The 23,933-nt window shown below is 59.1% G+C and carries 21 protein-coding genes and 3 rRNA genes; 14 read left to right on the forward strand and 10 right to left on the reverse strand.

Annotated features, from left to right (window positions below):
* Positions 1-153: 153 nt before the first annotated feature.
* The 3 genes from CPA42_RS03030 to rrf all read left to right on the forward strand — a co-directional run bounded on the left by CPA42_RS03030 (position 154) and on the right by rrf (position 5,201).
* Positions 154-1,678, forward strand: a 16S ribosomal RNA gene (locus CPA42_RS03030).
* Between the two features lie 215 nt (positions 1,679-1,893).
* Positions 1,894-4,976 (forward strand): 23S ribosomal RNA (locus CPA42_RS03035).
* Positions 4,977-5,084: 108 nt separating this feature from the next.
* Positions 5,085-5,201: ribosomal RNA gene (gene rrf, locus CPA42_RS03040) — 5S ribosomal RNA — on the forward strand.
* Together the 16S, 23S and 5S rRNA genes form the textbook arrangement of a ribosomal RNA operon.
* A gap of 360 nt (positions 5,202-5,561) precedes the next feature.
* On the opposite strand, the gene CPA42_RS03045 is transcribed toward rrf, so the two are convergent.
* A complete protein-coding gene (locus tag CPA42_RS03045) occupies positions 5,562-6,059 on the reverse strand; it encodes a GNAT family N-acetyltransferase (protein ID WP_014598442.1) in 498 nt (165 codons plus the stop codon).
* 135 nt (positions 6,060-6,194) lie between these two features.
* Here CPA42_RS03045 and CPA42_RS03050 point away from each other — a divergent pair, with 135 nt between their 5' ends.
* The gene (locus tag CPA42_RS03050) at positions 6,195-6,626 is read left to right on the forward strand and encodes a GtrA family protein (protein WP_002518136.1); all 432 of its coding nucleotides are present in this window, start codon (positions 6,195-6,197) and stop codon (positions 6,624-6,626) included.
* Between the two features lie 134 nt (positions 6,627-6,760).
* Positions 6,761-8,689 carry an OPT family oligopeptide transporter gene (locus tag CPA42_RS03055; protein WP_002519228.1) on the forward strand — a complete coding sequence of 643 codons (1,929 nt, stop codon included), beginning with the start codon at positions 6,761-6,763 and terminating at the stop codon, positions 8,687-8,689.
* A gap of 42 nt (positions 8,690-8,731) precedes the next feature.
* On the opposite strand, the gene CPA42_RS03060 is transcribed toward CPA42_RS03055, so the two are convergent.
* Positions 8,732-9,595, reverse strand: coding sequence for an aldo/keto reductase (locus CPA42_RS03060; RefSeq protein ID WP_002515128.1), 864 nt, complete (start codon positions 9,593-9,595; stop codon positions 8,732-8,734).
* A 115-nt stretch (positions 9,596-9,710) separates the two neighbouring features.
* On the reverse strand, positions 9,711-10,343 hold the full coding sequence (msrA, locus tag CPA42_RS03065; RefSeq protein ID WP_002515122.1) for a peptide-methionine (S)-S-oxide reductase MsrA: 633 nt from the start codon (positions 10,341-10,343) through the stop codon (positions 9,711-9,713).
* 156 nt (positions 10,344-10,499) lie between these two features.
* On the opposite strand from msrA, the gene CPA42_RS03070 reads away from it, so the two are divergent.
* Together CPA42_RS03070 and CPA42_RS03075 are read left to right on the forward strand one after the other, a co-directional pair.
* Positions 10,500-12,119, forward strand: coding sequence for a sodium-dependent transporter (locus CPA42_RS03070; RefSeq protein WP_002515113.1), 1,620 nt, complete (start codon positions 10,500-10,502; stop codon positions 12,117-12,119).
* Positions 12,116-12,220 (forward strand): methionine/alanine import family NSS transporter small subunit, encoded by a 105-nt coding sequence (locus tag CPA42_RS03075; RefSeq protein ID WP_002551003.1) that lies wholly within the window; start codon positions 12,116-12,118, stop codon positions 12,218-12,220. Before CPA42_RS03070 ends, CPA42_RS03075 begins: the two co-directional genes overlap by 4 nt.
* Positions 12,221-12,247: 27 nt before the next feature.
* On the opposite strand, the gene CPA42_RS03080 is transcribed toward CPA42_RS03075, so the two are convergent.
* Positions 12,248-12,964, reverse strand: coding sequence for a uracil-DNA glycosylase (locus tag CPA42_RS03080; protein WP_002519227.1), 717 nt, complete (start codon positions 12,962-12,964; stop codon positions 12,248-12,250).
* 134 nt (positions 12,965-13,098) lie between these two features.
* Between CPA42_RS03080 and CPA42_RS03085 the strand changes: the two genes are divergently transcribed.
* Positions 13,099-14,259, forward strand: coding sequence for an AI-2E family transporter (locus CPA42_RS03085; RefSeq protein WP_024513543.1), 1,161 nt, complete (start codon positions 13,099-13,101; stop codon positions 14,257-14,259).
* Positions 14,260-14,262: 3 nt separating this feature from the next.
* Here CPA42_RS03085 and CPA42_RS12835 read toward each other — a convergent pair whose 3' ends face one another.
* Positions 14,263-14,652 (reverse strand): hypothetical protein, encoded by a 390-nt coding sequence (locus CPA42_RS12835; protein ID WP_002525109.1) that lies wholly within the window; start codon positions 14,650-14,652, stop codon positions 14,263-14,265.
* Here CPA42_RS12835 and CPA42_RS12840 point away from each other — a divergent pair.
* Positions 14,651-15,280 carry a DUF4097 family beta strand repeat-containing protein gene (locus CPA42_RS12840; protein WP_172037275.1) on the forward strand — a complete coding sequence of 210 codons (630 nt, stop codon included), beginning with the start codon at positions 14,651-14,653 and terminating at the stop codon, positions 15,278-15,280. The two genes, CPA42_RS12835 and CPA42_RS12840, sit on opposite strands and share 2 nt — an antisense overlap.
* A gap of 104 nt (positions 15,281-15,384) precedes the next feature.
* On the opposite strand, the gene greA is transcribed toward CPA42_RS12840, so the two are convergent.
* Both greA and CPA42_RS03100 read right to left on the reverse strand, forming a co-directional pair.
* Positions 15,385-15,891 carry a transcription elongation factor GreA gene (gene greA / locus CPA42_RS03095; protein ID WP_002515205.1) on the reverse strand — a complete coding sequence of 169 codons (507 nt, stop codon included), beginning with the start codon at positions 15,889-15,891 and terminating at the stop codon, positions 15,385-15,387.
* A 21-nt stretch (positions 15,892-15,912) separates the two neighbouring features.
* The gene (locus tag CPA42_RS03100; RefSeq protein ID WP_002515144.1) at positions 15,913-16,338 is read right to left on the reverse strand and encodes a DUF4307 domain-containing protein; all 426 of its coding nucleotides are present in this window, start codon (positions 16,336-16,338) and stop codon (positions 15,913-15,915) included.
* 26 nt (positions 16,339-16,364) lie between these two features.
* On the opposite strand from CPA42_RS03100, the gene CPA42_RS03105 reads away from it, so the two are divergent.
* Both CPA42_RS03105 and CPA42_RS03110 read left to right on the forward strand, forming a co-directional pair.
* On the forward strand, positions 16,365-16,556 hold the full coding sequence (locus CPA42_RS03105; protein WP_002518097.1) for a hypothetical protein: 192 nt from the start codon (positions 16,365-16,367) through the stop codon (positions 16,554-16,556).
* Between the two features lie 77 nt (positions 16,557-16,633).
* Entirely contained in the window at positions 16,634-18,649 is a 2,016-nt protein-coding gene (locus tag CPA42_RS03110; RefSeq protein ID WP_002519224.1) for a thioredoxin domain-containing protein, read from the forward strand.
* A gap of 21 nt (positions 18,650-18,670) precedes the next feature.
* On the opposite strand, the gene uppS is transcribed toward CPA42_RS03110, so the two are convergent.
* Positions 18,671-19,492 carry a polyprenyl diphosphate synthase gene (gene uppS / locus CPA42_RS03115; RefSeq protein ID WP_002515120.1) on the reverse strand — a complete coding sequence of 274 codons (822 nt, stop codon included), beginning with the start codon at positions 19,490-19,492 and terminating at the stop codon, positions 18,671-18,673.
* Positions 19,493-19,636: 144 nt separating this feature from the next.
* On the opposite strand from uppS, the gene trhA reads away from it, so the two are divergent.
* The 3 genes from trhA (at position 19,637) to CPA42_RS03130 (ending at position 22,399) form a co-directional block, all read left to right on the forward strand.
* The gene (gene trhA, locus CPA42_RS03120; protein WP_002515115.1) at positions 19,637-20,308 is read left to right on the forward strand and encodes a PAQR family membrane homeostasis protein TrhA; all 672 of its coding nucleotides are present in this window, start codon (positions 19,637-19,639) and stop codon (positions 20,306-20,308) included.
* Positions 20,309-20,424: 116 nt separating this feature from the next.
* Complete coding sequence (locus CPA42_RS03125; protein WP_002519222.1) at positions 20,425-21,804, forward strand: PhoH family protein; 1,380 nt, start codon at positions 20,425-20,427, stop codon at positions 21,802-21,804.
* Positions 21,805-21,883: 79 nt separating this feature from the next.
* Positions 21,884-22,399 carry a DUF4245 domain-containing protein gene (locus tag CPA42_RS03130; protein ID WP_002519221.1) on the forward strand — a complete coding sequence of 172 codons (516 nt, stop codon included), beginning with the start codon at positions 21,884-21,886 and terminating at the stop codon, positions 22,397-22,399.
* Between the two features lie 26 nt (positions 22,400-22,425).
* On the opposite strand, the gene CPA42_RS03135 is transcribed toward CPA42_RS03130, so the two are convergent.
* Together CPA42_RS03135 and xseA are read right to left on the reverse strand one after the other, a co-directional pair.
* Positions 22,426-22,662 (reverse strand): exodeoxyribonuclease VII small subunit, encoded by a 237-nt coding sequence (locus CPA42_RS03135; protein ID WP_002514130.1) that lies wholly within the window; start codon positions 22,660-22,662, stop codon positions 22,426-22,428.
* Positions 22,659-23,906: an exodeoxyribonuclease VII large subunit gene (gene xseA / locus CPA42_RS03140; protein ID WP_002515196.1), complete on the reverse strand. Its 1,248-nt coding sequence runs from the start codon at positions 23,904-23,906 to the stop codon at positions 22,659-22,661. The genes CPA42_RS03135 and xseA overlap by 4 nt, the downstream gene beginning before the upstream one ends.
* Between the last annotated feature and the right edge of the window lie 27 nt (positions 23,907-23,933).

Consider the following 23,933-nt stretch of genomic DNA (forward strand, 5'->3'; position numbering starts at 1 on the left):
ATGTGTCGGATTTGTTTATGATTCCTTTGTGATTCTGGACATGTGACTGAATATTTTTTGGTTAGTGTTTGGGGTTAGTGTATTGGATTCTTCGTGGTGTCACTGTTGCCTGTGTGCGTGCTGTGTGTGCGTGTGTGGGTGGGTGATATTTTTTCATTGGAGAGTTTGATCCTGGCTCAGGACGAACGCTGGCGGCGTGCTTAACACATGCAAGTCGAACGGAAAGGCCCTGCTTTTGTGGGGTGCTCGAGTGGCGAACGGGTGAGTAACACGTGAGTAACCTGCCCTTGACTTTGGGATAACTTCAGGAAACTGGGGCTAATACCGGATAGGAGCTCCTGCTGCATGGTGGGGGTTGGAAAGTTTCGGCGGTTGGGGATGGACTCGCGGCTTATCAGCTTGTTGGTGGGGTAGTGGCTTACCAAGGCTTTGACGGGTAGCCGGCCTGAGAGGGTGACCGGCCACATTGGGACTGAGATACGGCCCAGACTCCTACGGGAGGCAGCAGTGGGGAATATTGCACAATGGGCGGAAGCCTGATGCAGCAACGCCGCGTGCGGGATGACGGCCTTCGGGTTGTAAACCGCTTTCGCCTGTGACGAAGCGTGAGTGACGGTAATGGGTAAAGAAGCACCGGCTAACTACGTGCCAGCAGCCGCGGTGATACGTAGGGTGCGAGCGTTGTCCGGATTTATTGGGCGTAAAGGGCTCGTAGGTGGTTGATCGCGTCGGAAGTGTAATCTTGGGGCTTAACCCTGAGCGTGCTTTCGATACGGGTTGACTTGAGGAAGGTAGGGGAGAATGGAATTCCTGGTGGAGCGGTGGAATGCGCAGATATCAGGAGGAACACCAGTGGCGAAGGCGGTTCTCTGGGCCTTTCCTGACGCTGAGGAGCGAAAGCGTGGGGAGCGAACAGGCTTAGATACCCTGGTAGTCCACGCTGTAAACGGTGGGTACTAGGTGTGGGGTCCATTCCACGGGTTCCGTGCCGTAGCTAACGCTTTAAGTACCCCGCCTGGGGAGTACGGCCGCAAGGCTAAAACTCAAAGGAATTGACGGGGCCCCGCACAAGCGGCGGAGCATGCGGATTAATTCGATGCAACGCGTAGAACCTTACCTGGGTTTGACATGGATCGGGAGTGCTCAGAGATGGGTGTGCCTCTTTTGGGGTCGGTTCACAGGTGGTGCATGGCTGTCGTCAGCTCGTGTCGTGAGATGTTGGGTTAAGTCCCGCAACGAGCGCAACCCTTGTTCACTGTTGCCAGCACGTTATGGTGGGGACTCAGTGGAGACCGCCGGGGTCAACTCGGAGGAAGGTGGGGATGACGTCAAGTCATCATGCCCCTTATGTCCAGGGCTTCACGCATGCTACAATGGCTGGTACAGAGAGTGGCGAGCCTGTGAGGGTGAGCGAATCTCGGAAAGCCGGTCTCAGTTCGGATTGGGGTCTGCAACTCGACCTCATGAAGTCGGAGTCGCTAGTAATCGCAGATCAGCAACGCTGCGGTGAATACGTTCCCGGGGCTTGTACACACCGCCCGTCAAGTCATGAAAGTTGGTAACACCCGAAGCCGGTGGCCTAACCGTTGTGGGGGAGCCGTCGAAGGTGGGACTGGTGATTAGGACTAAGTCGTAACAAGGTAGCCGTACCGGAAGGTGCGGCTGGATCACCTCCTTTCTAAGGAGTTTTTGTGAGTGGAATGTTGGCGTCCTGCCTGTGATGGGTGGGGTTGAGGGCATGCTGTTGGGTTGTGGGGTATCACATGTGTGGTGGCCTGTGCGGTGCTGTGTTGCGTGCGTGTGTGCGTGGTGTGGTGTTCGTGTGGTGGTTGAGAACTGTATAGTGGATGCGAGTATCTTTATTGTTGTATGTGTTTGTGCGACGTGGTGTTGTGCAAAGTTGTGTAGTGCGATCGGTGGATGCCTTGGCACCAAGAGCCGATGAAGGACGTTGTGACCTGCGATAAGCCCTGGGGAGTTGGTGAGCGAGCTGTGATCCGGGGGTGTCCGAATGGGGAAACCTGGAATGTCCGGAGTAGTGTCCGGTGGCCCTGCCCTGAATGTATAGGGGTGTGGGTGGTAACGCGGGGAAGTGAAACATCTTAGTACCCGTAGGAAGAGAAAACAAGTGTGATTCCGTGAGTAGTGGCGAGCGAAAGCGGAGGAGGCTAAACCGTGTGTGTGTTCAAGCCGGCAGGTGTTGCATGTGCGGGGTTGTGGGGGCCTTGTGGTTCTGCTGCCGCAGGATTGGCCAGTGAGAAATGTTGCGTGAAGGTGAAGCGTCTGGGAAGGCGTACCGGAGTGGGTGAGAGTCCTGTAACTGTAAGCGTGGCACTGGTGTGGGGTTGCCCCGAGTAGCGTGGGACTCGTGGAATTTCGCGTGAATCTGGCGGGACCACCCGTCAAGCCTAAATACTCCTTGGTGACCGATAGTGGATGAGTACCGTGAGGGAAGGGTGAAAAGTACCCCGGGAGGGGAGTGAAAGAGTTCCTGAAACCGGTCGCATGCAAGCCGTCAGAGCCTGTGTGGTGATGGCGTGCCTTTTGAAGAATGAGCCTGCGAGTTAGTGATGCGTGGCGAGGTTAACCCGTGGTGGGGGAGTCGTAGCGAAAGCGAGTCCGATAAGGGCGTGAGTCGCGTGTTCTAGACCCGAAGCGGTGTGATCTATCCATGGCCAGGATGAAGCGTCGGTAAGACGTCGTGGAGGTCCGAACCCACTTCAGTTGAAAATGGAGGGGATGAGTTGTGGATAGGGGTGAAAGGCCAATCAAACACCGTGATAGCTGGTTCTCCCCGAAATGCATTTAGGTGCAGCGTTGCGTGGTTCTTGTTGGAGGTAGAGCACTGGATGGTCTAGGGGGCTTATCGGCTTACCGAAATCAGCCAAACTCCGAATGCTGGCAAGTGTAGCGTGGCAGTGAGACGGCGGGGGATAAGCTTCGTCGTCGAGAGGGAAACAGCCCAGATCATCAGCTAAGGCCCCTAAGTGGTGACTCAGTGGGAAAGGATGTGGAGTTGCGTAGACAACCAGGAGGTTGGCTTGGAAGCAGCCATCCTTGAAAGAGTGCGTAATAGCTCACTGGTCAAGTGATTCCGCGCCGATAATGTAGCGGGGCTTAAGTTATCCGCCGAAGCTGTGGCAACCTGTGTGGTTGGGTAGGGGAGCGTCGTGTCAGTGGTGAAGCTGCCGGGTGACTGTGTGGTGGAGTTGATGCGAGTGAGAATGCAGGCATGAGTAGCGTGTGACGGGTGGGAATCCCGTCCGCCGATTATCCAAGGGTTCCAGGGTCAAGTTTGTCTGCCCTGGGTGAGTCGGGTCCTAAGGCGAGGCCGACAGGCGTAGTCGATGGGTAACCAGTTGATATTCTGGTACCGGCTTGTCACCGTCCGTGTCGAGGTGTGTGATGCTAAGCATGTGAGCTTGTCTTGGGAGTGTTTTTGATGCTTCTGGGGTGGGTGAGTGTGTGAACCGATCATGTAGTAGGCAAGCTGCGGAGGGACGCAGTGAGGTAGCTCATCCCCGGTGATGGTTGTCCGGGGCTAAGTGTGTGGACTGTCTGGTAGGTAAATCCGCTGGGCGTGAAGGTTGAGGCATGATGGGGAGCCCATGGTTGTGGGTGAGTGAGTGATCCTGTACTGTCGAGAAAAGCTTCGTGAGCGAGGTGGCGGGTCCGCCCGTACCCTAAACCGACACTGGTGGATAGGTAGAGTATACCGAGGCGATCGAGTGAATCGTGGTGAAGGAACTCGGCAAAATGCCCCCGTAACTTTGGGATAAGGGGGACCTGAGCTGTCGTGCACCCGTGCGGTGTGGTGGCGGTGAGGGGCGCAGAGTCCAGGGGGAAACGACTGTTTACCAAAAACACAGGTCCGTGCGAAGTCGTAAGACGATGTATACGGACTGACTCCTGCCCGGTGCTGGAAGGTTAAGGGGAACTGTGAGTGTATGCGTAGCGGTGAACTTAAGCCCCAGTAAACGGCGGTGGTAACTATAACCATCCTAAGGTAGCGAAATTCCTTGTCGGGTAAGTTCCGACCTGCACGAATGGAGTAACGATTTCCCTACTGTCTCCACCATGAACTCGGTGAAATTGCATTACGAGTAAAGATGCTCGTTACGCGCAGCAGGACGGAAAGACCCCGGGACCTTTACTATAGTTTGGTATTGGTGATTGGGACGGTTTGTGTAGGATAGGTGGGAGACGTTGATGCGGCCACGCTAGTGGTGGTGGAGTCGTTGGTGAAATACCACTCTGATTGTTCTGGTTATCTCACTGTGGACCGTGATCCGGTTCAAGGACAGTGCCTGATGGGTAGTTTGACTGGGGCGGTCGCCTCCTAAAGGGTAACGGAGGCGCCCAAAGGTTCCCTCAGCCTGGTTGGTAATCAGGTGGTGAGTGTAAGTGCACAAGGGGGCTTGACTGTGAGACTGACAGGTCGAGCAGGGACGAAAGTCGGGACTAGTGATCTGACGGTGGCTTGTGGATGCGCCGTCACTCAACGGATAAAAGGTACCCCGGGGATAACAGGCTGATCTTGCCCGAGCGCTCATAGCGACGGCATGGTTTGGCACCTCGATGTCGGCTCGTCGCATCCTGGGGCTGGAGTCGGTCCCAAGGGTTGGGCTGTTCGCCCATTAAAGCGGCACGCGAGCTGGGTTCAGAACGTCGTGAGACAGTTCGGTCCCTATCCGCTGCGCGCGGAGGAATCTTGAGAAGGGCTGTCTTTAGTACGAGAGGACCGAGACGGACTGACCTCTGGTGTGCCAGTTGTTCTGCCAAGAGCATGGCTGGTTGGCTACGTCGGGTTGTGATAACCGCTGAAAGCATCTAAGCGGGAAGCACGCTTCAAGATAAGGGTTCCCACAGGAGTGTTCCTGGTAAGGTCCCCGAGAGATGATCGGGTTGATAGGCCAGACGTGGACGCATCGTAAGGTGTGGAGCTGACTGGTACTAATAGACCGAGGACTTTCATTAACACCATACGCGTGTGTGCGCGTGACTCGTATCCACTATACGGCTCCCAGCCCCTTCACGGGTTGCGCCGTTTAATGTATGTGTTCTACTGTATGGTTTTCAGGTTTTCCGGTGGCCATAGTGGAAGGGAAACACCCGGTCCCATTCCGAACCCGGTCGTTAAGCCTTCCAACGCTGATGGTACTGCACGAGGGATCGTGTGGGAGAGTAAGACGCTGCCGGAATACTTATACTGTTCCTTCCCCCAGGGGGGAAGGAGTATGCGTGTGTGGGTGTATCACCCCTCCAGCCAGTCTGGCTGGAGGGGTGATACACCCACACACGCATACCCACACGCCCAGGCCCCAGCCAGACTATAGGTCGCATTATTGCTAGACATAACCAGGCCCGGGTGTAGGGGAATACGAGTGTGGCCTGACACCACACCACCAGATTATGTAACCATGCCACGTGGGAGGCATGGCTAGCGTGTCCTAACACTCACTGAAACCACCACACCAACACTAACTGCTCGGCGCGCTAGCACTACGACCAGAAACCATCACAATCAAAGTATGTGGACCAACCATGCACACCAGGGCCGGCTAGCCACAACAACCTAGAGTCTGGTCGACACGCAACATAACCACACGCCTACCACGATACGACACCACCACAAACCCCACCCGACGACACACCCGCACCAACCACCCAACACCAACACCAACACTGAGACTTACAGACTTAATTCCGTTCGCACTGCACGTGTCGAGGAGGCTTTCCAGAAGGTATCCGCCGAGCCCCTGCTCACGGTGGTGAGGGGAGATTGCGATGACCAGTTCTGGGATTCCGGGGGCAACAAATCCATAACCTGGGTCCGAGGCAGGCAAATTGCGGACCCATGCGGCGCCGACGGCGGTGTCGTCAACAAGACAGATAAGCCCTACTTGGTCGGGCGTCCAGCCATCGATGTAATGTGCGATAGCTGGATTTGTGCGGCACTCTTCGACGTCGAGCGGCCCGGATGTACCGCCTGCCGCATGTCTCAGGACGTGGACCATGAAAGGTAGGTCTGCGGGGGTTGCCCGTCTCGTCGTAGCCATGACGTCAGGTTACCGATCGGTGACAACGATCCTTGATAGGGCTGCAAGAATAGGTTTGTGGTAACAAGTGCGAGGCGCATCCGGGCTAGAAAGGTTCCCCGGCGTTCTGTTCCCCGCGCGTTCGCGAGAGGATGCTTGACGGTTCACTCCGTCCTGCCGTTTCCCTTGTCTGGCCTGCCCGTTACCTTCATCGGTTACTGCATTATCAACGGGTTGGGGTTCCTTATCGATATGAGCCTATTGGCCGTTTTCTTCCGAGGGGTAGGTTTGCCGTATCCGGTGTCGGTGTCCCTGGGATACGGGCTGTCGGCTGTCTACTCATTCGTTGTGAATCGATGGCTGAACTTCCACTCTCACGGTAACCTCGGTCGTCAGAGCGGACGCTACGTGGTGACGATGGTGACGAATTACGTGTGCCTAACCCTGGGATTGTCGTCCTTGCTGGAATCCTTGGGCGTTCATTTTGAGCTCGCTAGGTTCACCGCCGCTTGCGTTGAGGGCCTTTACGTCTATTTGATGTTGAGTATTTGGGTGTTCCCGAAGTCCGGGAGACGACAATTGGCGTGAAGGACGTTGCTTTCCATACCTTGGGGCTCTGATGGTGGCATAGTGGTCAAGCCATCTTATGGAAGAAGGGGAACATGTCTGACCTATCGAGCTCGTCAGCGCCGGCCCGACGGCCGGGAACCTCAGTACGTGAATTGACCTTCCGAGGCATCGTCCTCGGTGGCCTCATGACGTTGATTTTCACCGCGGCGAATGTTTACCTCGGGCTCAAGGTCGGTTTGACCTTCGCCACGTCTATTCCTGCTGCCGTCATCTCGATGGCCGTGCTGCGTCACTTCAAGGGACACTCGGTCGAAGAGAACAACATTGTCCAGACGATCGCGTCGGCGGCCGGCACCCTCTCCGCGATTATTTTCGTGCTGCCCGGACTTATCATGGTCGGCTGGTGGTCAGGTTTCCCGTACTGGACCACCCTAGCTATCTGTCTAGTTGGCGGCATCCTCGGCGTTATGTATTCGATTCCGCTGCGTCGGGCCCTCGTGACAGGCTCGGATCTTCCCTACCCGGAGGGCGTCGCAGGAGCTGAGGTGCTCAAAGTAGGCGATTCCGCTGGTGCCGCCGAGGCTAACAAGGTGGGTCTGCGAGTCATCATCGTCGGTTCTGTGGTCTCTGCAGCGTACGCCCTGTTGTCGGATCTTAAGCTTGTGAAGTCGGCGCTGACCAAGCCTTTCAAGACGGGCGACAGTAGCGGCTCGATGGTTGGCGTGAGCATGTCGATGGCGCTCATTGGCGTCGGTCACTTGGTTGGTATTGCCGTGGCCGCGGCCATCCTCGTCGGTCTCTTTATTTCGTACGGTGCGATCCTGCCGTGGCGGGTATCCGGCAAAGTTGGTAGCGACCTTACGGTGATTCAGGACGTCTTCACTAGCGATGTCCGCTTCGTCGGTGCTGGCACCATCGGTGTTGCGGCTATCTGGACTCTTGTCAAGGTCATTGGCCCCATCGTCAAGGGCATCAGCGATTCCATAAGTTCCTCCAAGACACGTCACGAGGGCGGCGAAGTCCCACTGACCGAGCGTGACCTACCGGTTTCTGTTGTCCTCACCGTGGTGTTGATCTCGATGATCCCGATCGGTTTCATGCTGTGGGGATTTGCTCGCGACATGGTTGTATCGCGGTCCATGACCGGCGTCATCATCGTCAGCTTGGCGTTCATCCTGCTCGTCGGTCTGGCTGTTGCTTCTGTGTGCGGTTACATGGCTGGTCTCATCGGTGCATCCAATAGCCCGATTTCCGGCGTTGGCATCCTGGTCGTCCTGGTGGCTGCTCTCCTCATCAAACTCACCTATGGTGCTGTTGGTGGTGGTGAGACGGTTAAGCTGGTGGCCTATACCCTGTTTACCGCATCCATCGTCTTTGGTATCGCGACGATCTCGAATGACAACCTGCAGGACCTCAAGACTGGTCAGTTGGTTGGTTCGACGCCGTGGAAACAGCAGATTGCGCTGATCATCGGAGTTATTTTTGGTTCGGCGATCATCCCGCCCGTCATGCAGCTCATGCAGAGCGCCTTTGGTTTCCAGGGTGCCCCCGGTGCTGGTCCGAACGCTTTGCAAGCCCCACAAGCTACCCTTATTTCCTCGCTGGCGACTGGCGTCTTCGGCGGGTCTCTTGACTGGGGACTCATGGGGATTGGTGCCCTGGTGGGTATCGGCGTTATCGTCGTCGACGAGATCCTCACTCACACCACCAAGAAGTTCTCCCTTCCGCCCCTAGCCGTCGGGATGGGCATGTACTTGCCGATGACCCTGTCTTTGACGATTCCGATTGGCGCCGCGCTTGGCTGGCTGTTCGACAAGTGGGCGGCCCACACCGCCGGTGATGTCGAAGGTAAAAAGCGGACCGGAATCTTGCTGGCCACGGGCCTCATCGTCGGTGAGTCAATCTTCGGTGTCATCTATGCTGCCATGATCGCGGCCGCGGGATCCGAGGACGCCATTGCCATCGCGCCTGAGTCATGGGACAGCGGCGCTGGGATCGTTGGCGTGATCACCTTCGCCGCTGCAATCGCGTTCCTGTACCGGTGGACCAAGCGCCAGGCGAAAGAGCGCGTCGAAGCGTGAGAGGAGCGATCACCGAGTGCACTCGGCCACCTCGAGGAGCTATCACGGAAGCTGGGCAAGCTCCTCGTCGTTCAGCGTGACGTCGACGGACCTGAGGGAATCAAGAATCGTCTGGGAACGGTGGGACCCGGGAATCGGGATGACGTGCGGGCCCTTGCTCAGCTCCCAAGCAAGGATGACCTGTGCCCGGCTGATGCCACGGGCGTCGGCGATGCGCTGGAAGGCCGCGAATGCGTCCTCGTCGAGGGGACGACGATACCCGCCCAGCGGGCTCCACGCGACGAAGGCTAGGCCGAGTTCGCCGCATAGCTCCAGTTCCGGACGCGAGGATAGAAATCCTGGGGAGAACTGGTTCTGCACCGCCACGAGACGATCACCGAGGATGCTGTGGGCCAGTCGAATCTGGTCGGGATTGGCATTAGAGATGCCTGCGGTACGCGCCAAACCGTCGTCGAGGATTCCGGCCAGAGTCCGCACCATGCCTTCGTATTCGACCTTGGGGTCAGGGCGATGCAAATACAATAGATCGATCTGGTCGGTACGCAATGCCTCAGCCGAGAGCTTCGCGTCGCGACGCAGTCGTTCCGGTGACCCATCAACATCCCAGACGGGTTGCCCGGCGTCGTTGAAACAGCGAAAGTGCCCGACTTTAGTGGCCACCGAGATTGTCGAATGGTCACCATCCCATGACGCCAAGGCATCGGTGACGAGCCTTTCGCCGTACTGCTCCACGCCTCCTGACTCGTAATAGGCCCAAGCGGTGTCAATGTGGGTGCATCCCGCGTCGAGGACGTCATGGAGGATGTTGATCGCGGTCTCGCGGTCGGGACGGCCCTCAATAGACAGCGGCATCGAGCCGTAGGCAATTGCTGACGTACGGAATGGTCCGATCTGGCGGTACTTCATACATCTCCTTTAGTAGTGGTCGTATCCATGATGCTCCGGTGGTGTGGCAACTACATCGTGCCCTGAGTCGCGACCAAGTGCATTGATCGTAGGACGTGGGAGAGATCTACTTCGCTCACGAGCCGGCGAGGCATACCCCGGTGGCGTGAACGGGGCAGTAACCGAAGGGGTTGTCTTCGAGATACTGCTGGTGCTCGGCCTCCGCCAGGTAAAACTCGACGCCGTTGGCCATGGAGATCGCGGTCGTGATGGCTCCATAGCCCGCGTTGAGTAGGTTGGCTTGGTAAGAGCCCTTGACAGTGGTGGCCGTCATGAACTGTTCGGTGGTGGTGCACCAGATCTCCGAACGGTACTGTGTGCCCACGTCGTTGCCCTGGCGCATTCCCTGAGTAGGGTCATGGTTTTCCAGGAAGATAGTGAGGATCGCCTCGGTCGAGACCTGAGTGGGGTCGTAGGTTACTCGAACGGTTTCGGCGTGTCCGGTGCATCCCGTGTACACCTCGCGGTAGGTGGGGTTAGGGGTGAGACCGCCCATGTACCCGACGGCGGTCTGCAGTACTCCGTCAGTGTTCCAAAACAGCTTTTCGGCTCCCCAAAAACAGCCCATGGCTAGGTAGATCGTCTCTGAGCTTGGGAAGGGACGATCGAGCCGGTCTCCGGTCACTCGGTGGAAGAACGGCATCGCCAGCACTGGGGTATGACCCCCTGGTAGTGCGTTCTCCGATGAGACCATCTCGGTTTTATTCATGTGCTGTCTCCTCGCAGGCCAGCTCTCTCGTTACGGGTTCAACGAATCACGTCAGCGATCCATTCCTGCCTATCTCAGTGGATGGTCCATGATCCGGTCTCCTCCCTTCAGTATGTGAGACTTTGTCACCAAAGTTCACTGCACGAAAGGATCAACATGTCTGACCCTGCGCAGTCCGGCGCAACCGTCGCAGGTGGGGGGAGAGCCACTCGAAAGCCCCAGCGGCGTGAGAGTTTCGCCGGCCGAGGCGCCTTTCTCATCGCTGCGATCGGTTCTGCGGTCGGCTTGGGCAATATCTGGAGGTTCCCTTATGTCGCCTATAGCAATGGTGGTGGAGCCTTCATCGTGCCTTATCTGGTAGCGCTGCTCACCGCTGGTATTCCGTTGCTCTTCCTCGACTACGCCGTCGGGCATAAGTTCCGGGGCTCTCCGCCGATGGCTCTACGCCGTCTCCACAGGCGCATGGAGGCCATCGGGTGGTGGCAGACCCTCATCTGTTGGGTGATCGTCATCTACTATGCGGTCATCATTGCCTGGGCCATTCGCTATGTCGGGTTCTCTGTGACGAAAACGTGGGGACACGACCCGGAGGGGTTCCTTACGGGCAGCTTCCTGCACGTGGCTAGCAACGTTGACGTCGAGTTCCACTTCGTGTCTGGAGTGTTCTGGCCATTGTTGTTGCTATGGCTTTTTGTGCTTGCCATCATGGCTACCGGCGTCGAGAAGGGCATTACCCGGGCATCGTGGATCTTTATGCCGCTGCTCGCGGTGATGTTCATTACTCTGGTTATCGTCGCTCTTACCCTTGACGGGGCCTCGGTTGGACTTAATGCATTGTTCACCCCGTCGTGGGGTGCGCTGGGCAACTATCGGGTGTGGATGGCGGCTTACGGTCAGATCTTTTTCTCGCTATCGGTGGGGTTCGGGATCATGGTGACCTACGCCTCCTACCTCAAGCCGAAGTCTGACCTGACAGGATCTGGCCTGGTCGTCGGATTCGCGAACTCTTCGTTCGAAATCCTCGCGGGCCTCGGCGTCTTCGCTGCTCTGGGATTTATGGCGACCGCTTCCGGTAAGCCGGTGAGTGAGGTCGCCGGCTCGGGTATTGGCCTGGCCTTCATCGCTTTCCCACAGATCATCAGCCAGGCCGGTGCTGTCGGACCAATTCTGGGAGTGCTGTTCTTCGTCTCCCTGGTCTTCGCCGGCATCACCTCAATGATCAGCTTGCTCGAGGTCGTCATCGCTGCTTTCCGAGAAAAGACGGGTATCTCACGTAAAGCTGCGACCTGGATTATTGGCGGTGTGACGGCGATTGCGTCGATCGTGTTGTTTCCGACGACGACTGGTCTCAATCTGCTCGACGTTACCGACCACTTCATCAACAACATCGGCATCGTTGGGGTTGCCCTGCTCGCATGCCTCGTCATTTCCTGGGCGCTGCGGAAGCTGCCGGTGTTGCGCGATCACCTCAACGAGTACTCCTCGTTCCAGGTCAACAAGGTGTGGATGGCCCTGGTCAGTGTTGTCGCCCCGCTGGTCTTGCTGAGCCTGTGGATCACGGAGATCATCACTGTCGCGAGTAAGGGATATGGCGAAATGCCCAGAAACTTCGTTGGGATCTTCGGCTGGGGAATGTCCATCCTCGTCGTCGTTCTGGCGATAGTGCTGTCACTCATCCCGTGGCCACATCGCTCGGCGATTCATCATGAGCTTACCCACGAGGAGGAGCTGGCCTGCGAAAACTTCCAAGAAACCGAGGAAGGAGCCCTGTCATGAGCACTTCAGCGATCATCATGATGATCAGTGCGATGGTCACGGTGTGGGGCGGACTAGCTGCGTCGGCCATCTCGCTCTTCCGACATCCTGAACAGGACTGACGTGAAAGATGCCATGAGCCGAGTCGATTAGTGGGACGACAAATCCCAGTTGATGGGGTCTGCCCCTTGCTGTACGAGCAATTCATTCGTGCGACTAAACGGTCGAGATCCGAAAAAACCGTACCGGGCTGACATGGGGGAGGGGTGCGAGGACTTTACAATAGGAACTTTGCCCAGCATGGGCTCTAGGGACTGCGCATCGCGTCCCCACAGGATCGCCACCAGCGGACCGCCGCGCGCCACCAAAGCTTCGATCGCCGTCTGGGTGACCTCCTCCCATCCCTTGCCTCGATGGGATGCTGGCCGCCCCGGCTGGACTGTTAGACACCTGTTGAGAAGCAGTACGCCCTGTTCAAACCAGCCGGTGAGATCACCGTGCTCACATGGGGCAATACCGAGATCTGACTGCAACTCGGTGTAGATGTTTTGCAAGGACCGCGGCAGCGGTCGGACATCCCGCTCCACTGAAAAACTCAAACCCACCGGATGCCCGGGCGTCGGGTAGGGGTCCTGACCGACGATAAGTACGCGAACATCAGCCATCGGACGGGAGAAAGCACGTAGAATACGGTCACCATGAGGTAAAAAGCCTCTCCCGGCAGCTGTCTCCGCTCGTAGGAAGTCGCCCATCTCGTGGATCCGGGGTTCCACTCCTGTTAATGCCTCTGCCCAGTCGGGGGTGACGAGTTCAGCAACGGGATGAGCAACCACGGTGGCCTCCAAGAGAATACATACGGATGACATGCATGACGCTACCCTGTGATCGCGCCTTTTGAGACCGCAGCCCCACCACGCTATTCTGGAAGGAACCCATGAAGCTCTTTAGCTCGGGTAGGAAGACCCCCACGTCGTCACCGGCATCTTCGCACGCCGGGGCTATGGATGAGACGGTTGGCGTCACCTCCACGTCCGAGGCCGCTAACGTTGCTACTCAGCCCGTCCCTACTCCCGTCGAAGACGTCCCTAATGGTGTGCGCACCGCTGCCGGATGGTGTTGGCGGATGATCGTTATTGCGGCCTTCATCTATGGCCTCTACCAAGTGCTCCACGCGGCTTCTGAGGTGTCCGTGCCAGTCGCGGTGGCTCTTATGCTTACTGCTGCCATGTGGCCACTACCCAACTGGTTGTCGCGACATCACATCCATCGCGGTATCGCGTCGGGAATCTGCTTATTGCTCCTTGTCATCCTTGTTGGTGGGGTGTTCACTCTCGTCGGAGCCCAGATCGCTCTGCAGTGGCGTCAGTTGGGTGACCAAAGTGTCGCTAGCTTCAAACAGGCTCTGCAGTGGCTGGCCAAGAGCCCCTTGCACACCAATGAGGCTCAACTTACCCACCTCATGCAGAAGGCCGAGGCAGCCATGGCCGGCTCTCAAGGGCGCATCGCCTCGACTGCTGCTGCTGCCGGTTCCCAGATCGGACGGTTCGGCGCCGGTCTTGTAATGGCGCTGTTTGCAACGTTCTTTTTCGTCTACGAGGGCGACAAATTGGCCGAGAAATCGGCGGTTTTGATCCCGCGCGAGCATCGTGCCGCAATCCTCGACGCCGCGAAGCGCGGCTGGGTTGCGCTGGTCGCCTATGTGCGCGCTGCGGTCATCGTCGCATTTGTCGATGGTCTGGGCGCCGGGATCGGAGCCGCTATTATCGGGTCGTCAATGTCAGTGGCGATTGGCGCTCTGACATTCATCTTGGCCTTCGTTCCCATTGTCGGTGCGCTGACGGCTGGTGTCGTCGCCGTCGGCGTGGTGTTGGTGACGCTTGGATTCTTCAAGGCCTTCATCATGCTTATCGTTTTCGTGGCCGTCATGCAGATTGAGGGACACGTCCTGCAGCCCTTCCTGTTGGGCAAGGCCGTCTCCATTCATCCGCTCATCGTGCTGCTCGGTATTGCTGTCGGTGCCATCATCTCCGGCATCGTGGGCGCTCTGTTCGCCATTCCGATCGTTGCCTTTGGGGTAGCCTTCATCAAGGCTTTGAACCCCGAGACCCCGGCGAACGAAGTCCCGCCAAACCACGATGACCTGGCTGCTGAGCACACGTGAACATTAACCTGTTGGGCTCCCCCGTAAAGTTGATGTCATGAGCGCTGACATCACCGCTATCCTCGAAGACCTTGCTGCCGGGAGGATAGACACCGCCGAGGCGAGCCGCCGTATCGCTGCCGCTGGACAAGACCAGCCCACGTCTGGGGTCACGAGTGGCCCCGATTGCGGCCCGGGCCCCCGGCACGGGGCTTCTGAGGATGACGCTCCGGGGGCTGATAGCAGTTCGCTAGGTGGGTTTACCATTCCCTCCGAGGCGAAGGAAGGACTTCGGTCTGCATGGCGAGTCGTGTCCGGAATGGCTGAGAGCGTCGGAGAAACCGTCGCCTCAACGGTGTCGTCCGGGTCGCGCCGAGCCAGCGGAGGCAACGATTCGGAGAGAAGTGTCGACATGACGACGGATCTGGACCGGGTACGCATCAACTGCAGCGGACGTCGAATTCGGCTTATCGGGGACCGATCGATTCCAGGTGTGCAGATTGGGGGCAAACACACCCGGCGACGCATTGGACGGGTTGTTGAAATCGGGATCGATGGACATCTGGCTCCGGACCTCGGCGTCCTCAAGAGATTCCGCTTCCCGACCGGTATGGACGGGGTCAAGGACTTGAGCTTCGGCCGTGAGGTGACGGTTCGGGTGCATCCTGATCTTCCTGTTGACATCGAGCTGTCCGGTGGCTCGCTGCGGGCCAGCGGAGTCGAGAGGTTCGGGCGTGTGCGTGTTACTGCTGGTGTTACCGAGATCGACGGAGTGCACCAGATTGAGGATGGGCTCTTCCAAGCGGGAAGTGGCAGCATCACCGGGCGCATCGATACTGGTCGCTCCCAGATTCGCGTCGAGTCGGGCAATCTCAACATCAAGCTGGCGGGCGGTTCCAACGTGTCAGTGCGGGGCAAGGCGCAGACCGGCATGATCTCCTGGCCCGAAGGTGGAGAGGTTGACGAATACGTCATGGGCGACGGATCTGCCCGTCTCGACCTTACGTGCCTGGTCGGGCGGATTGCCGTTCGCGCGCTGTGAGGTAGCGATATCAGGCAGAACACGATGAGGGCAGGGTGCATGGCGCCCTGCCCTCATAGCGATTAGCGATGTTGTACGACAATGCGTGTGACGATTGGTGAGTGTCACTCCTCGAACGGCTCGACGTTAAGGATCGTCACCTTGATCGTCTTGCCATTGGGAGCCTGGTATTCGGTCGACTCGCCCTTCGAATGGCCCAAAATGGCGCCGCCAAGGGGAGATTGCGGCGAATAGACGGAGACGTTGACGGAATCGTCAAGGCCCATCACCTGACGCGATCCCAGCAGGAAAGTGTCGGTGTCGGACTCGTCGTCAAAGTAGCAGACCGTCACCTTGGAACCTGGCACGACCTCGTCGGGAGAGGACGGGGCCTCGCCCACCTCAGCGTTACGCAGCATCTGCTCGAGTTGACGGATGCGGGCCTCGGCCTGCCCCTGCTCCTCACGGGCGGCATGGTAGCCGCCGTTCTCAGAAAGGTCGCCTTCCGAACGGGCGTCGGCAATCTTGTTGGCAATGGCGGTGCGGCCTTCGCCTTTGAGGTACTCCAGCTCCTGGGTGAGCTTATCGAAGGCCTCTTGGGTCAGCCACACAGTGTCTTCAGACTCAGGCATCTATTCAGTCTACCGCGAGTGTCACCTGATCGGTCCACACTTCTCCAGATCGGCGGTGACAGCCCGCGAGAAGGTCTTAACGCTGGCGCGGATTGTTTCATCCTGCGATGAGCTTGCTGGGAACGTCACCGTCGTCTCCCCAACGCGTACATGGTCAGCCCCGGTTGCGACCAATGTGCAGGAGCCTGCGACGGATGGGTCGGGACGGTGCAGCTTGATGGTGACGTCGACGCGCGAATCGGACACCGCCTGGTAACCGTGCAAGCTGGCTCGGATCGGCTGATCGGCGTGATAGAGCCCCGTCCATACTGTCCATCCGATGAGGATGACCGCCAGCACGATGATGAGGACGACCCACGGTGCGCGGCGAGGGCTGGGGTAGCGATTCGCGATGCGCTCGCGGGCCTCGTCAGTGAGAGAATGGTCAGGGGTTGGCACGTGGCCCATTGTGCCCTAGGGCGTAGGCTGTCAGCATGACAGTTCTTGCAGCCCAACTTGTGAGTACCGGCCTCGCTAACTTTCTGTGCTGCCTCGTTTTGGCTGTCTTCGGCGTCGTCGCGTGGATCAGTATTCGTCACAACATCCGCGGTATCGACTTTGACGAGGTTCCTTGCGGCCCGGCCCTCAAGGAGAGTCACAGAGAAGACGCGAATCGCGGCATCTGAGCCTCAATCGACGGGACTCCACCCAGACCAGGCTGACCAGTGGTCGAGAATGGGGTTGTCCTCGTAGGCTGACTGCTATGCCTAATTACCTTGGCGAGTCCACCAGCCCGTACCTTATCCAGCACGCCGCGAATCCTGTCGACTGGTTCCCCTGGGGAGAAGAAGCGTTCGACGAGGCCCGTAGTCGGGACGTGCCTGTCATGGTTTCAGTGGGCTACTCGAGCTGCCACTGGTGCCACGTTATGGCGCTGGAGTCTTTCAGCGACCCGGAGGTGGCTGAGGTCGTCAACGCCAATGTCGTCCCCGTTAAGGTCGATCGAGAGGAGCGCCCCGAGGTCGACGCGGCGCTGATGCAGGTGACCTTGGCGATGACCGGCCAGGGTGGGTGGCCTAATACCGTGTTCCTCACTCCTGAGGGCAAGCCATTCTTTGCCGGAACCTACTTTCCGCCGGTGCGCCGTGGCAGGTTGCCGGGGTTCGTCGAGCTCGTGGAAGCTCTCGGTGGGGCGTGGCGTGAGCGTCGTGACGAAGTGGTGTCTTCCGCGGAGGCAATCGTCGAGCACCTGCGCCCTGTTGAGAAGGACCCCGAGGTTGCCCGTCCGATCGCTGGGGAGCTCATTGACGCTGTCGGAGCCGACTACGACATCGTCCACGGCGGTTTCGGAAGTCCGACGAAGTTCCCGATGCCCACCCTGCTCGACGCCTTGCTCGTCAAGGGCGACCCGACCAGCCTCGACATGGCCCAGAACACGTGTGAGCATTTGGTTCGCGGTGGCATTTTCGACCAGGTCGGTGGCGGATTCCACCGTTACTCCACCGACTCACAATGGGTGGTGCCGCACTTTGAGAAAATGCTCTATGACAATGCCCTGTTACTGGCAACGATGGCCCGTTGTTGGCGTCGCACTGCCGACCACGACTCCGATCGCCGTGATCTGTACTCCCACGCCGCTCGTCGCACCGTAGCATGGCTCAATCGAGAGATGCGGCTGCCCAACGGTCTGTATGCCGCCGGTCTGGACGCCGATTCCGACGATGCCGCTGGACACACTCACGAGGGCATCTACTACCTATGGAATCAAGATCTGATTACGGACGCATTAGGAACCGACGAGGCCGAGTGGCTGCGCCCCCTCGTGCATCTCGAGCCTTGTAACGACAACGGTTTGGGCACTCTACAGCTGCGCGGGCGCGTCGAGTGGGAGCGCATTAACGCCGACATGGACACTTTGCTCGAGGCCCGGGGGCGTCGCAGTGCCCCTGCTCGTGACGAAAAGGCGATCACAGCGTGGAACGCCATGCTCATTGACGGTCTCGTCGAGGCCGGCATGATCCTGCGCGAATGGTCATGGGTGGAGCAGGCCCGCGAGCTCGCCGACTCGTTGTGGACCGCGCATTGGGATCACGGCATGGCACTGCGCACTTCTTTCCAGGATCGTCCGGGAGTTCCGGCGGTGTGTGAGGATTACGCTTGGGTCGCGCTGTCCTTTGCTGGCTTGGCCGGGGCAACGGGGGAGTCGGTGTGGCTAGATCATGCCGTCGAGGTGCTTGGCGAGGCGGTTGCTCGATTCAGCGCTGTCGATGGCAGTTTTCTTGACGCCGAGGATTCATTCCTGCTGACGGTGACCGCTCACACGCTGACTGACGACGCCTGCCCCAGCCCGACCGCGGCCATGGTCATGGCCCTGCGCAGAGTGGGGCTCATGGCCGAGCGTGCCGATTTCATCGAGCGTGCCAACAAGGCCTCCGTGGCCCTACTTCCAGTGGTGTCAGCAACGCCGCGATTCGCCGGTTGGGCCGTGGCAGACTTCCTCATTACTGACGAGGCCCGTCGTGGTCTCAAGCCGGCAGGAGTCGTTATCGCGGATACGACCGACGAGCCTAGTGACCTGGCCGCTGCGGCGTGGCGAATGGCCCCAGCAGGGTCAGCGATCATGCGTCGACTTAACGAGGACTCTGGGTTTGGCACTTGGTTCAACGAGCGCGTCCCGCGTGATGGTCAACCGACCTGTTGGGTATGCCGCGGCGCGGTGTGCTTTGAGCCGGTAACCGACTACCTGGACCTCAAAGAACCGCTCTGGCGGCGAGCCTGAGGTCGTCGCCCCAGCAGCGGATTAGCGACCATAGCGCCGCTCCCGCTGGGTGAAGGAGCGCAGCGCCCGCAGGAAGTCAACCTTGCGAAAATCGGGCCACAACGCCTCGCAGAAGTAGAACTCTGAATGGGCGCTTTGCCACATGAGGAATCCGGAAAGACGCTGCTCTCCTGAGGTGCGGATAATGAGGTCAGGGTCAGGCTGGCCCCGCGTGTACAGGTGGTCCTCGATCTGGTCGATTTCCAGGGTTCGGGCTAAGTCAGCCAGGCTGGTGCCTTTCTCCGCCTCTTCGGCCAGGAGGGAACGGAAGGCGTCACGCAGTTCATGACGGCCTCCGTAAGCTACCGCGACGTTGATATGCATACCGACATGCCCGATGGAGGTGCGACCGGCCCGACACAGCGATTCGGCCATGTCGTCTGGGAGAAGATCAAGGTCGCCAACGGCCTGGACCCGCCACCGTGAATTATCTGCTAACGAGTCGACGAGGGACTCGATGACCTTGAGTAGTGGTCCGAGCTCGCCGGTTTCGGCTCGTTGTAGGTTGTCAGTCGACAGCACCCACAAGGTGATGATTGGGATGCCAACAGCGTCGCACCATGTGCAAAACTCTCTAAGGCGATCTGCCCCCGCCTCGTAGCCAGCCACCAAGGGTTCTCCCGGAGCGTTGAGGCGGGCCCAGCGACGGTTGCCGTCAGCCAGGACTGCGACGTGCTGGGGTAGACGGCTGCGGTCGAGTTGGTCGAGGAGACGAGCCTCGTAGGTGGTGTACAGCAGACCGGACGGGTGCATGCGGTCGAGGGTCTCACTGACCTTCGACAGGCGGTGGTCCAGGCTGCTCATAGGTCCAGATTAGTCAGTGCCTGGCACAAGCGGTTGCTAGCTCGCGTTATGAGGCGAGATCGCGTCGTGGGTATAGGGCAAGGTAGGCTGGAAAAAGAAACCTACCGAACCGTAGGTTTGCAGTAGGTGAGGGGAGGACGACGCATGGCGACCGGGTGCAGCAGCAAGACCAAGAATCGTAGTTCGGTGCTTCCTAAACCGCGGCTGCGTGGTTGGGTTCACACCGTGATGGCCCCGCTGATCTTGCTCGCCGGAGTTGGCCTCATGATTGCTACGCCGACTTGGGGAAACCGATTTGCCGTCGGGGTGTGGATGCTTACCGGCCTAGAGCTGTTCGGGAATTCAGCGGTCTATCACCGAGTGCCATGGGGTGCGAAAGTCAAGGATGTTTTGCGACGCATCGATCACGCCAACATCGCCGTGTTTATTGCTGGAACGTATACCCCGTTGGCTGTCTCCCTGGCGACCGGCGCATCTCGGGTGATCTTATTGGCGATTATTTGGGCCTGCGCGCTGCTCGGGGTCGCGTTCCGATTCGTATGGAACGGCGTGCCCCGATGGGCCTCAACGATCCTCTACGTCGTCATGGGATGGACAGCGCTGTGGTGGCTCCCTCAATTCTGGCGCACATGCGGGCCGGCAGTCGTCATTCTTATCCTCATTGGCGGGGTGTTTTACACCGTCGGAGCAATCTCCTATGCCCGTCAGAAACCCAATCCTTCACCTACCTGGTTTGGGTTCCACGAGGTTTTCCACAGTTGCACGGCGGTGGCAGCGATCTGTCACGCCGTTGCTATTGGGCTTGCCGTCATCTGACCAGCTGGTGAACTCTGAGCGAATGGGAGAACCACCCGCTCCGATGCCACCACGCTGGTTCTACATTTGATGCTAGAGGGGCCGCTTTCGACGCCTCGATGACGTTTCCTTCCTCGATGCGACCTCTCACGTCACGGGAGGTTTTCGTGTCCGTCCGTCCAGAAGGCTCCGAGCGAGCCCACAGCCTGATCCCGGAGGCACCTGAGGGGAGGCGAACCTACGTCCTCGACACCTCGGTCTTGCTGTCTGACCCCCGCGCTTTGCTCAATTTCGCCGAGCATGAGGTGGTCGTGCCGATCGTCGTCATCACTGAATTAGAGGGTAAGCGTCATCACCCCGAACTGGGACACTTTGCCCGCGCAGCGCTGCGCATCCTCGACCGGCTGAGGCTTGAGAATGGCGGCCTCGTAGGACCAGTGCCGGTCAATAACGAGGGAGGTGTGCTGCTCGTCGAGCTCAATCATTCCGACCCACTGTGTCTACCTGACGGTTTCCGGCTGGGGGACAACGACACTCGCATCCTGGCGGTCGCGCAAAGCTACCGACTGGCCGGGCACTCGGTCGTCTTGGTGACGAAGGACTTGCCCCTGCGTGTCAAAGCTTCGGCGATTGGCTTGGAAGCTGAGGAATACCGTCACGAGCTCGTCCCCAGCAGCGGTTGGACCGGCATGGTGAACCTCGAGGTTCCGGACGAGATGATCTCGACCCTTTACGAGGAGGGGAGCGTCGTCGATTCGATTTTCGACGAGATTCCGGTGCACGCCGGACTGGTGTTGGAGGGGCCGAACGGAACAGCTTTGGCTCGGCGGATGTCGGACGCCTCTGCCCGTCTTGTCCCGAATGATCAGGAAGCTTTCGGGATTCGCGGCCGCTCCGCAGAACAGCGAATAGCACTCGATATATTGCTTGATCCCCAGGTTGGAATCGTCTCGATGGGAGGACGGGCCGGAACAGGGAAGTCAGCTCTCGCTCTATGCGCAGGTCTTGAGGCGGTCATGGAACGCCAACTCCACAAGAAGGTCATGGTGTTCCGGCCGCTCTATGCTGTGGGGGGCCAGGATCTGGGCTACTTGCCCGGTGACGAGGGAGACAAGATGGCCCCGTGGGGGCAGGCAGTCCTCGACACCCTCACTAGCGTGACGAATAACTACGTCATCGAAGAGGTGATGTCGCGCGGAATGCTCGAGATCCTGCCGCTGACACACATTCGAGGTCGGTCCTTGCACGACGCCTTCGTTATCGTCGATGAGGCTCAGTCCCTGGAGCGCAACGTGTTGTTGACGGTGCTCTCGCGTATTGGCCAGAATTCGCGGGTGGTGCTCACCCACGACGTCGCCCAACGGGATAATCTCCGCGTTGGTCGCTACGACGGAGTGGCAGCGGTTGTGGAGAGGCTGCGGGGCCACGACCTGTTCGGGCATGTCACCTTGACTCGCTCGGAGCGCTCCCCGATTGCTGCTCTGGTGACATCGATGATGGAGGATATGGTCGGCTGAAGTGAACTGAGGCGACGGTGTGGGTGGCATCTGCAACAATCAACAAGTGCCACGCAATCCCAGAGCCGGTGTCAAGGACATGCTTCTGTCCCTGGCGATCATCCTCGTCCCGGTGATGCTCATCGTGTGGTTCTTCACCAGAACCCCTGATGAGCCAAATATCCAGCAGGTCGACTGGAAGCCAGTGGTGGCGTCGGCGCGATCCCGTGCGGGATACCCGGTGCTGGCTCCCAAGGAGGTTCCGGAGGTTTGGCGGCCGACCAAGGCCCGCTATGCCAACAAGGGGGATCGCTGGGTAGGCAACACCATCTCCGCAGGGGACCGGTGGGAGTTGGGATTTCTGACAAGCAAGAACGTCTACCTGGCGGTGGATCAGTCCGATGAACCTGGCAGGGCATTCGTCGCCTCCGTGACAAGGTCGGCCACTGAAGACGGCAAGGTCTCGGTGGGCCGATATATCTGGACGAAGATGGTCAGCCCAGACGATCGCACCCACGCCTTGGTGACAAAGATTGGCTCCGCGACGGCGGTGGTCGTTGCGGACACTGATTATCGAGTTCTCACCGACTTTGCGGGGATGCTGACGACGTCTTGACCTTTCGGCATGTGGGCCGCTCGGCGTCAGGGCTGCGCGGTTTCGGCGTCAGATCGTGCCGCTTCGATGCGGGCCCGCGCCCCGTTGAGCCATGACTGGCAGATGTCAGCTAGTTTCTCGCCGCGCTCCCACAAAGTCATGGTTTCGGCTAGGGAGATCCCACCGGATTCGAGCCGGGTGACGATTTCGACTAGTTCGTCGCGTGCAGCCTCGTAGGTGATTTCCGGTTCCTCGGGAGCTGAGTTCGGGGTAGTGTCGGTCATGAGTCCTCCTGGAAGGTGGGACGGTTTGGGGTGCGGCGGTCGAGAGAATCGACGGTGACGCTGAGGGTACCGTCAGACAGGTAGACCAATAGGTTCGCGCGTGCGTTGGTGTCATTGACTGAGGTGATGGAGTCGCCCTCCGTGTCGGCGAGGATGGCGTAGCCGCGATCCAAGGTGGCCTTGGGCGACATTGCTCGCACGCGCTCAAGCATGTGGTTGACGTCGCGGCTCTCGGCGTCCAGGACGCGGTGAGTAGCAAGACGTAGACGTTGCAGTGTGGAGTCGAGCCTTTCTACCGCGATATCGAGAGTGGCTGCTGGATTGACCATTACTGGGCGGGAGCGGATCTGAGAGAGGTGTCCGCTTTCGACGTCGATGAACCTCGTAACGGCCTGGCGAAGTTGAGCTCTGGCTGTCTCGATAGCTTGGGACTGCTCAGCAGCATCCGGGACGATGAGCTTGCCCGCGTCAGTGGGCGTCGACGCGCGTAGGTCAGCGACGAGATCGAGAATCGGATTGTCACGGTCATGACCGATGGCCGAAACGACGGGAGTCCGGGTGGCGTAAACCGCTCTCACCAGAGCTTCGTCGCTGAAGGGGAGGAGGTCTTCCAAGGGGCCACCACCGCGGGCAATGACGATGACATCGACGGTGGGGTCGGCGTCAAGGTCAGCGAGGGCGGCGATGATCTGTTGGGCCGCCATGGGGCCCTGTACCCGGGTGTTGTGGACGACGAATCGGGCGGCAGGCCAGCGCAATGTGGCATGACGCTGGACGTCACGTTCAGCATCGGAGCCAGCTCCGGTGATGAGACCGATGCCGCGGGGCAAAACGGGAATCGGCCTATGGAGGGTGACATCGAAGAGCCCTTCAGCCTCGAGAAGTCGTTTGCGTCTCTCTAGTTGGGCGAGGAGCTGGCCCTCACCGGTGGGGGTGATCTCGGAGATTTCGAAGGAGAGCCTCCCAGTGCGCGACCACACTGTCGGTCGGATGAGGGCGGTAACCGTCATGCCCGTCTCGATTGGTCCGGCGGCGTCGAGGACCCTGCGATGGCAGGTGGCGCTGGCCGAAATCTCCTCGATGGGGTCGCGCAGGGTGAGGAACTGTGTCGGACTGGAGCGCCTGGTGATCTCGATTACCTGGGCTTGCACCCAGATGGCTCCGCAGCGCTCTACCCACCCCTTGACGGCGTTGACGACCCACGCCAGGGAGCGCGGATTGTCGGCGGCGTTCGGCTCGACCATGGGCACTACGCTAGCCAACAATGACGA

The sequence above is a fragment of the Cutibacterium acnes genome, from assembly GCF_003030305.1.
Lineage (GTDB): Bacteria > Actinomycetota > Actinomycetes > Propionibacteriales > Propionibacteriaceae > Cutibacterium > Cutibacterium acnes.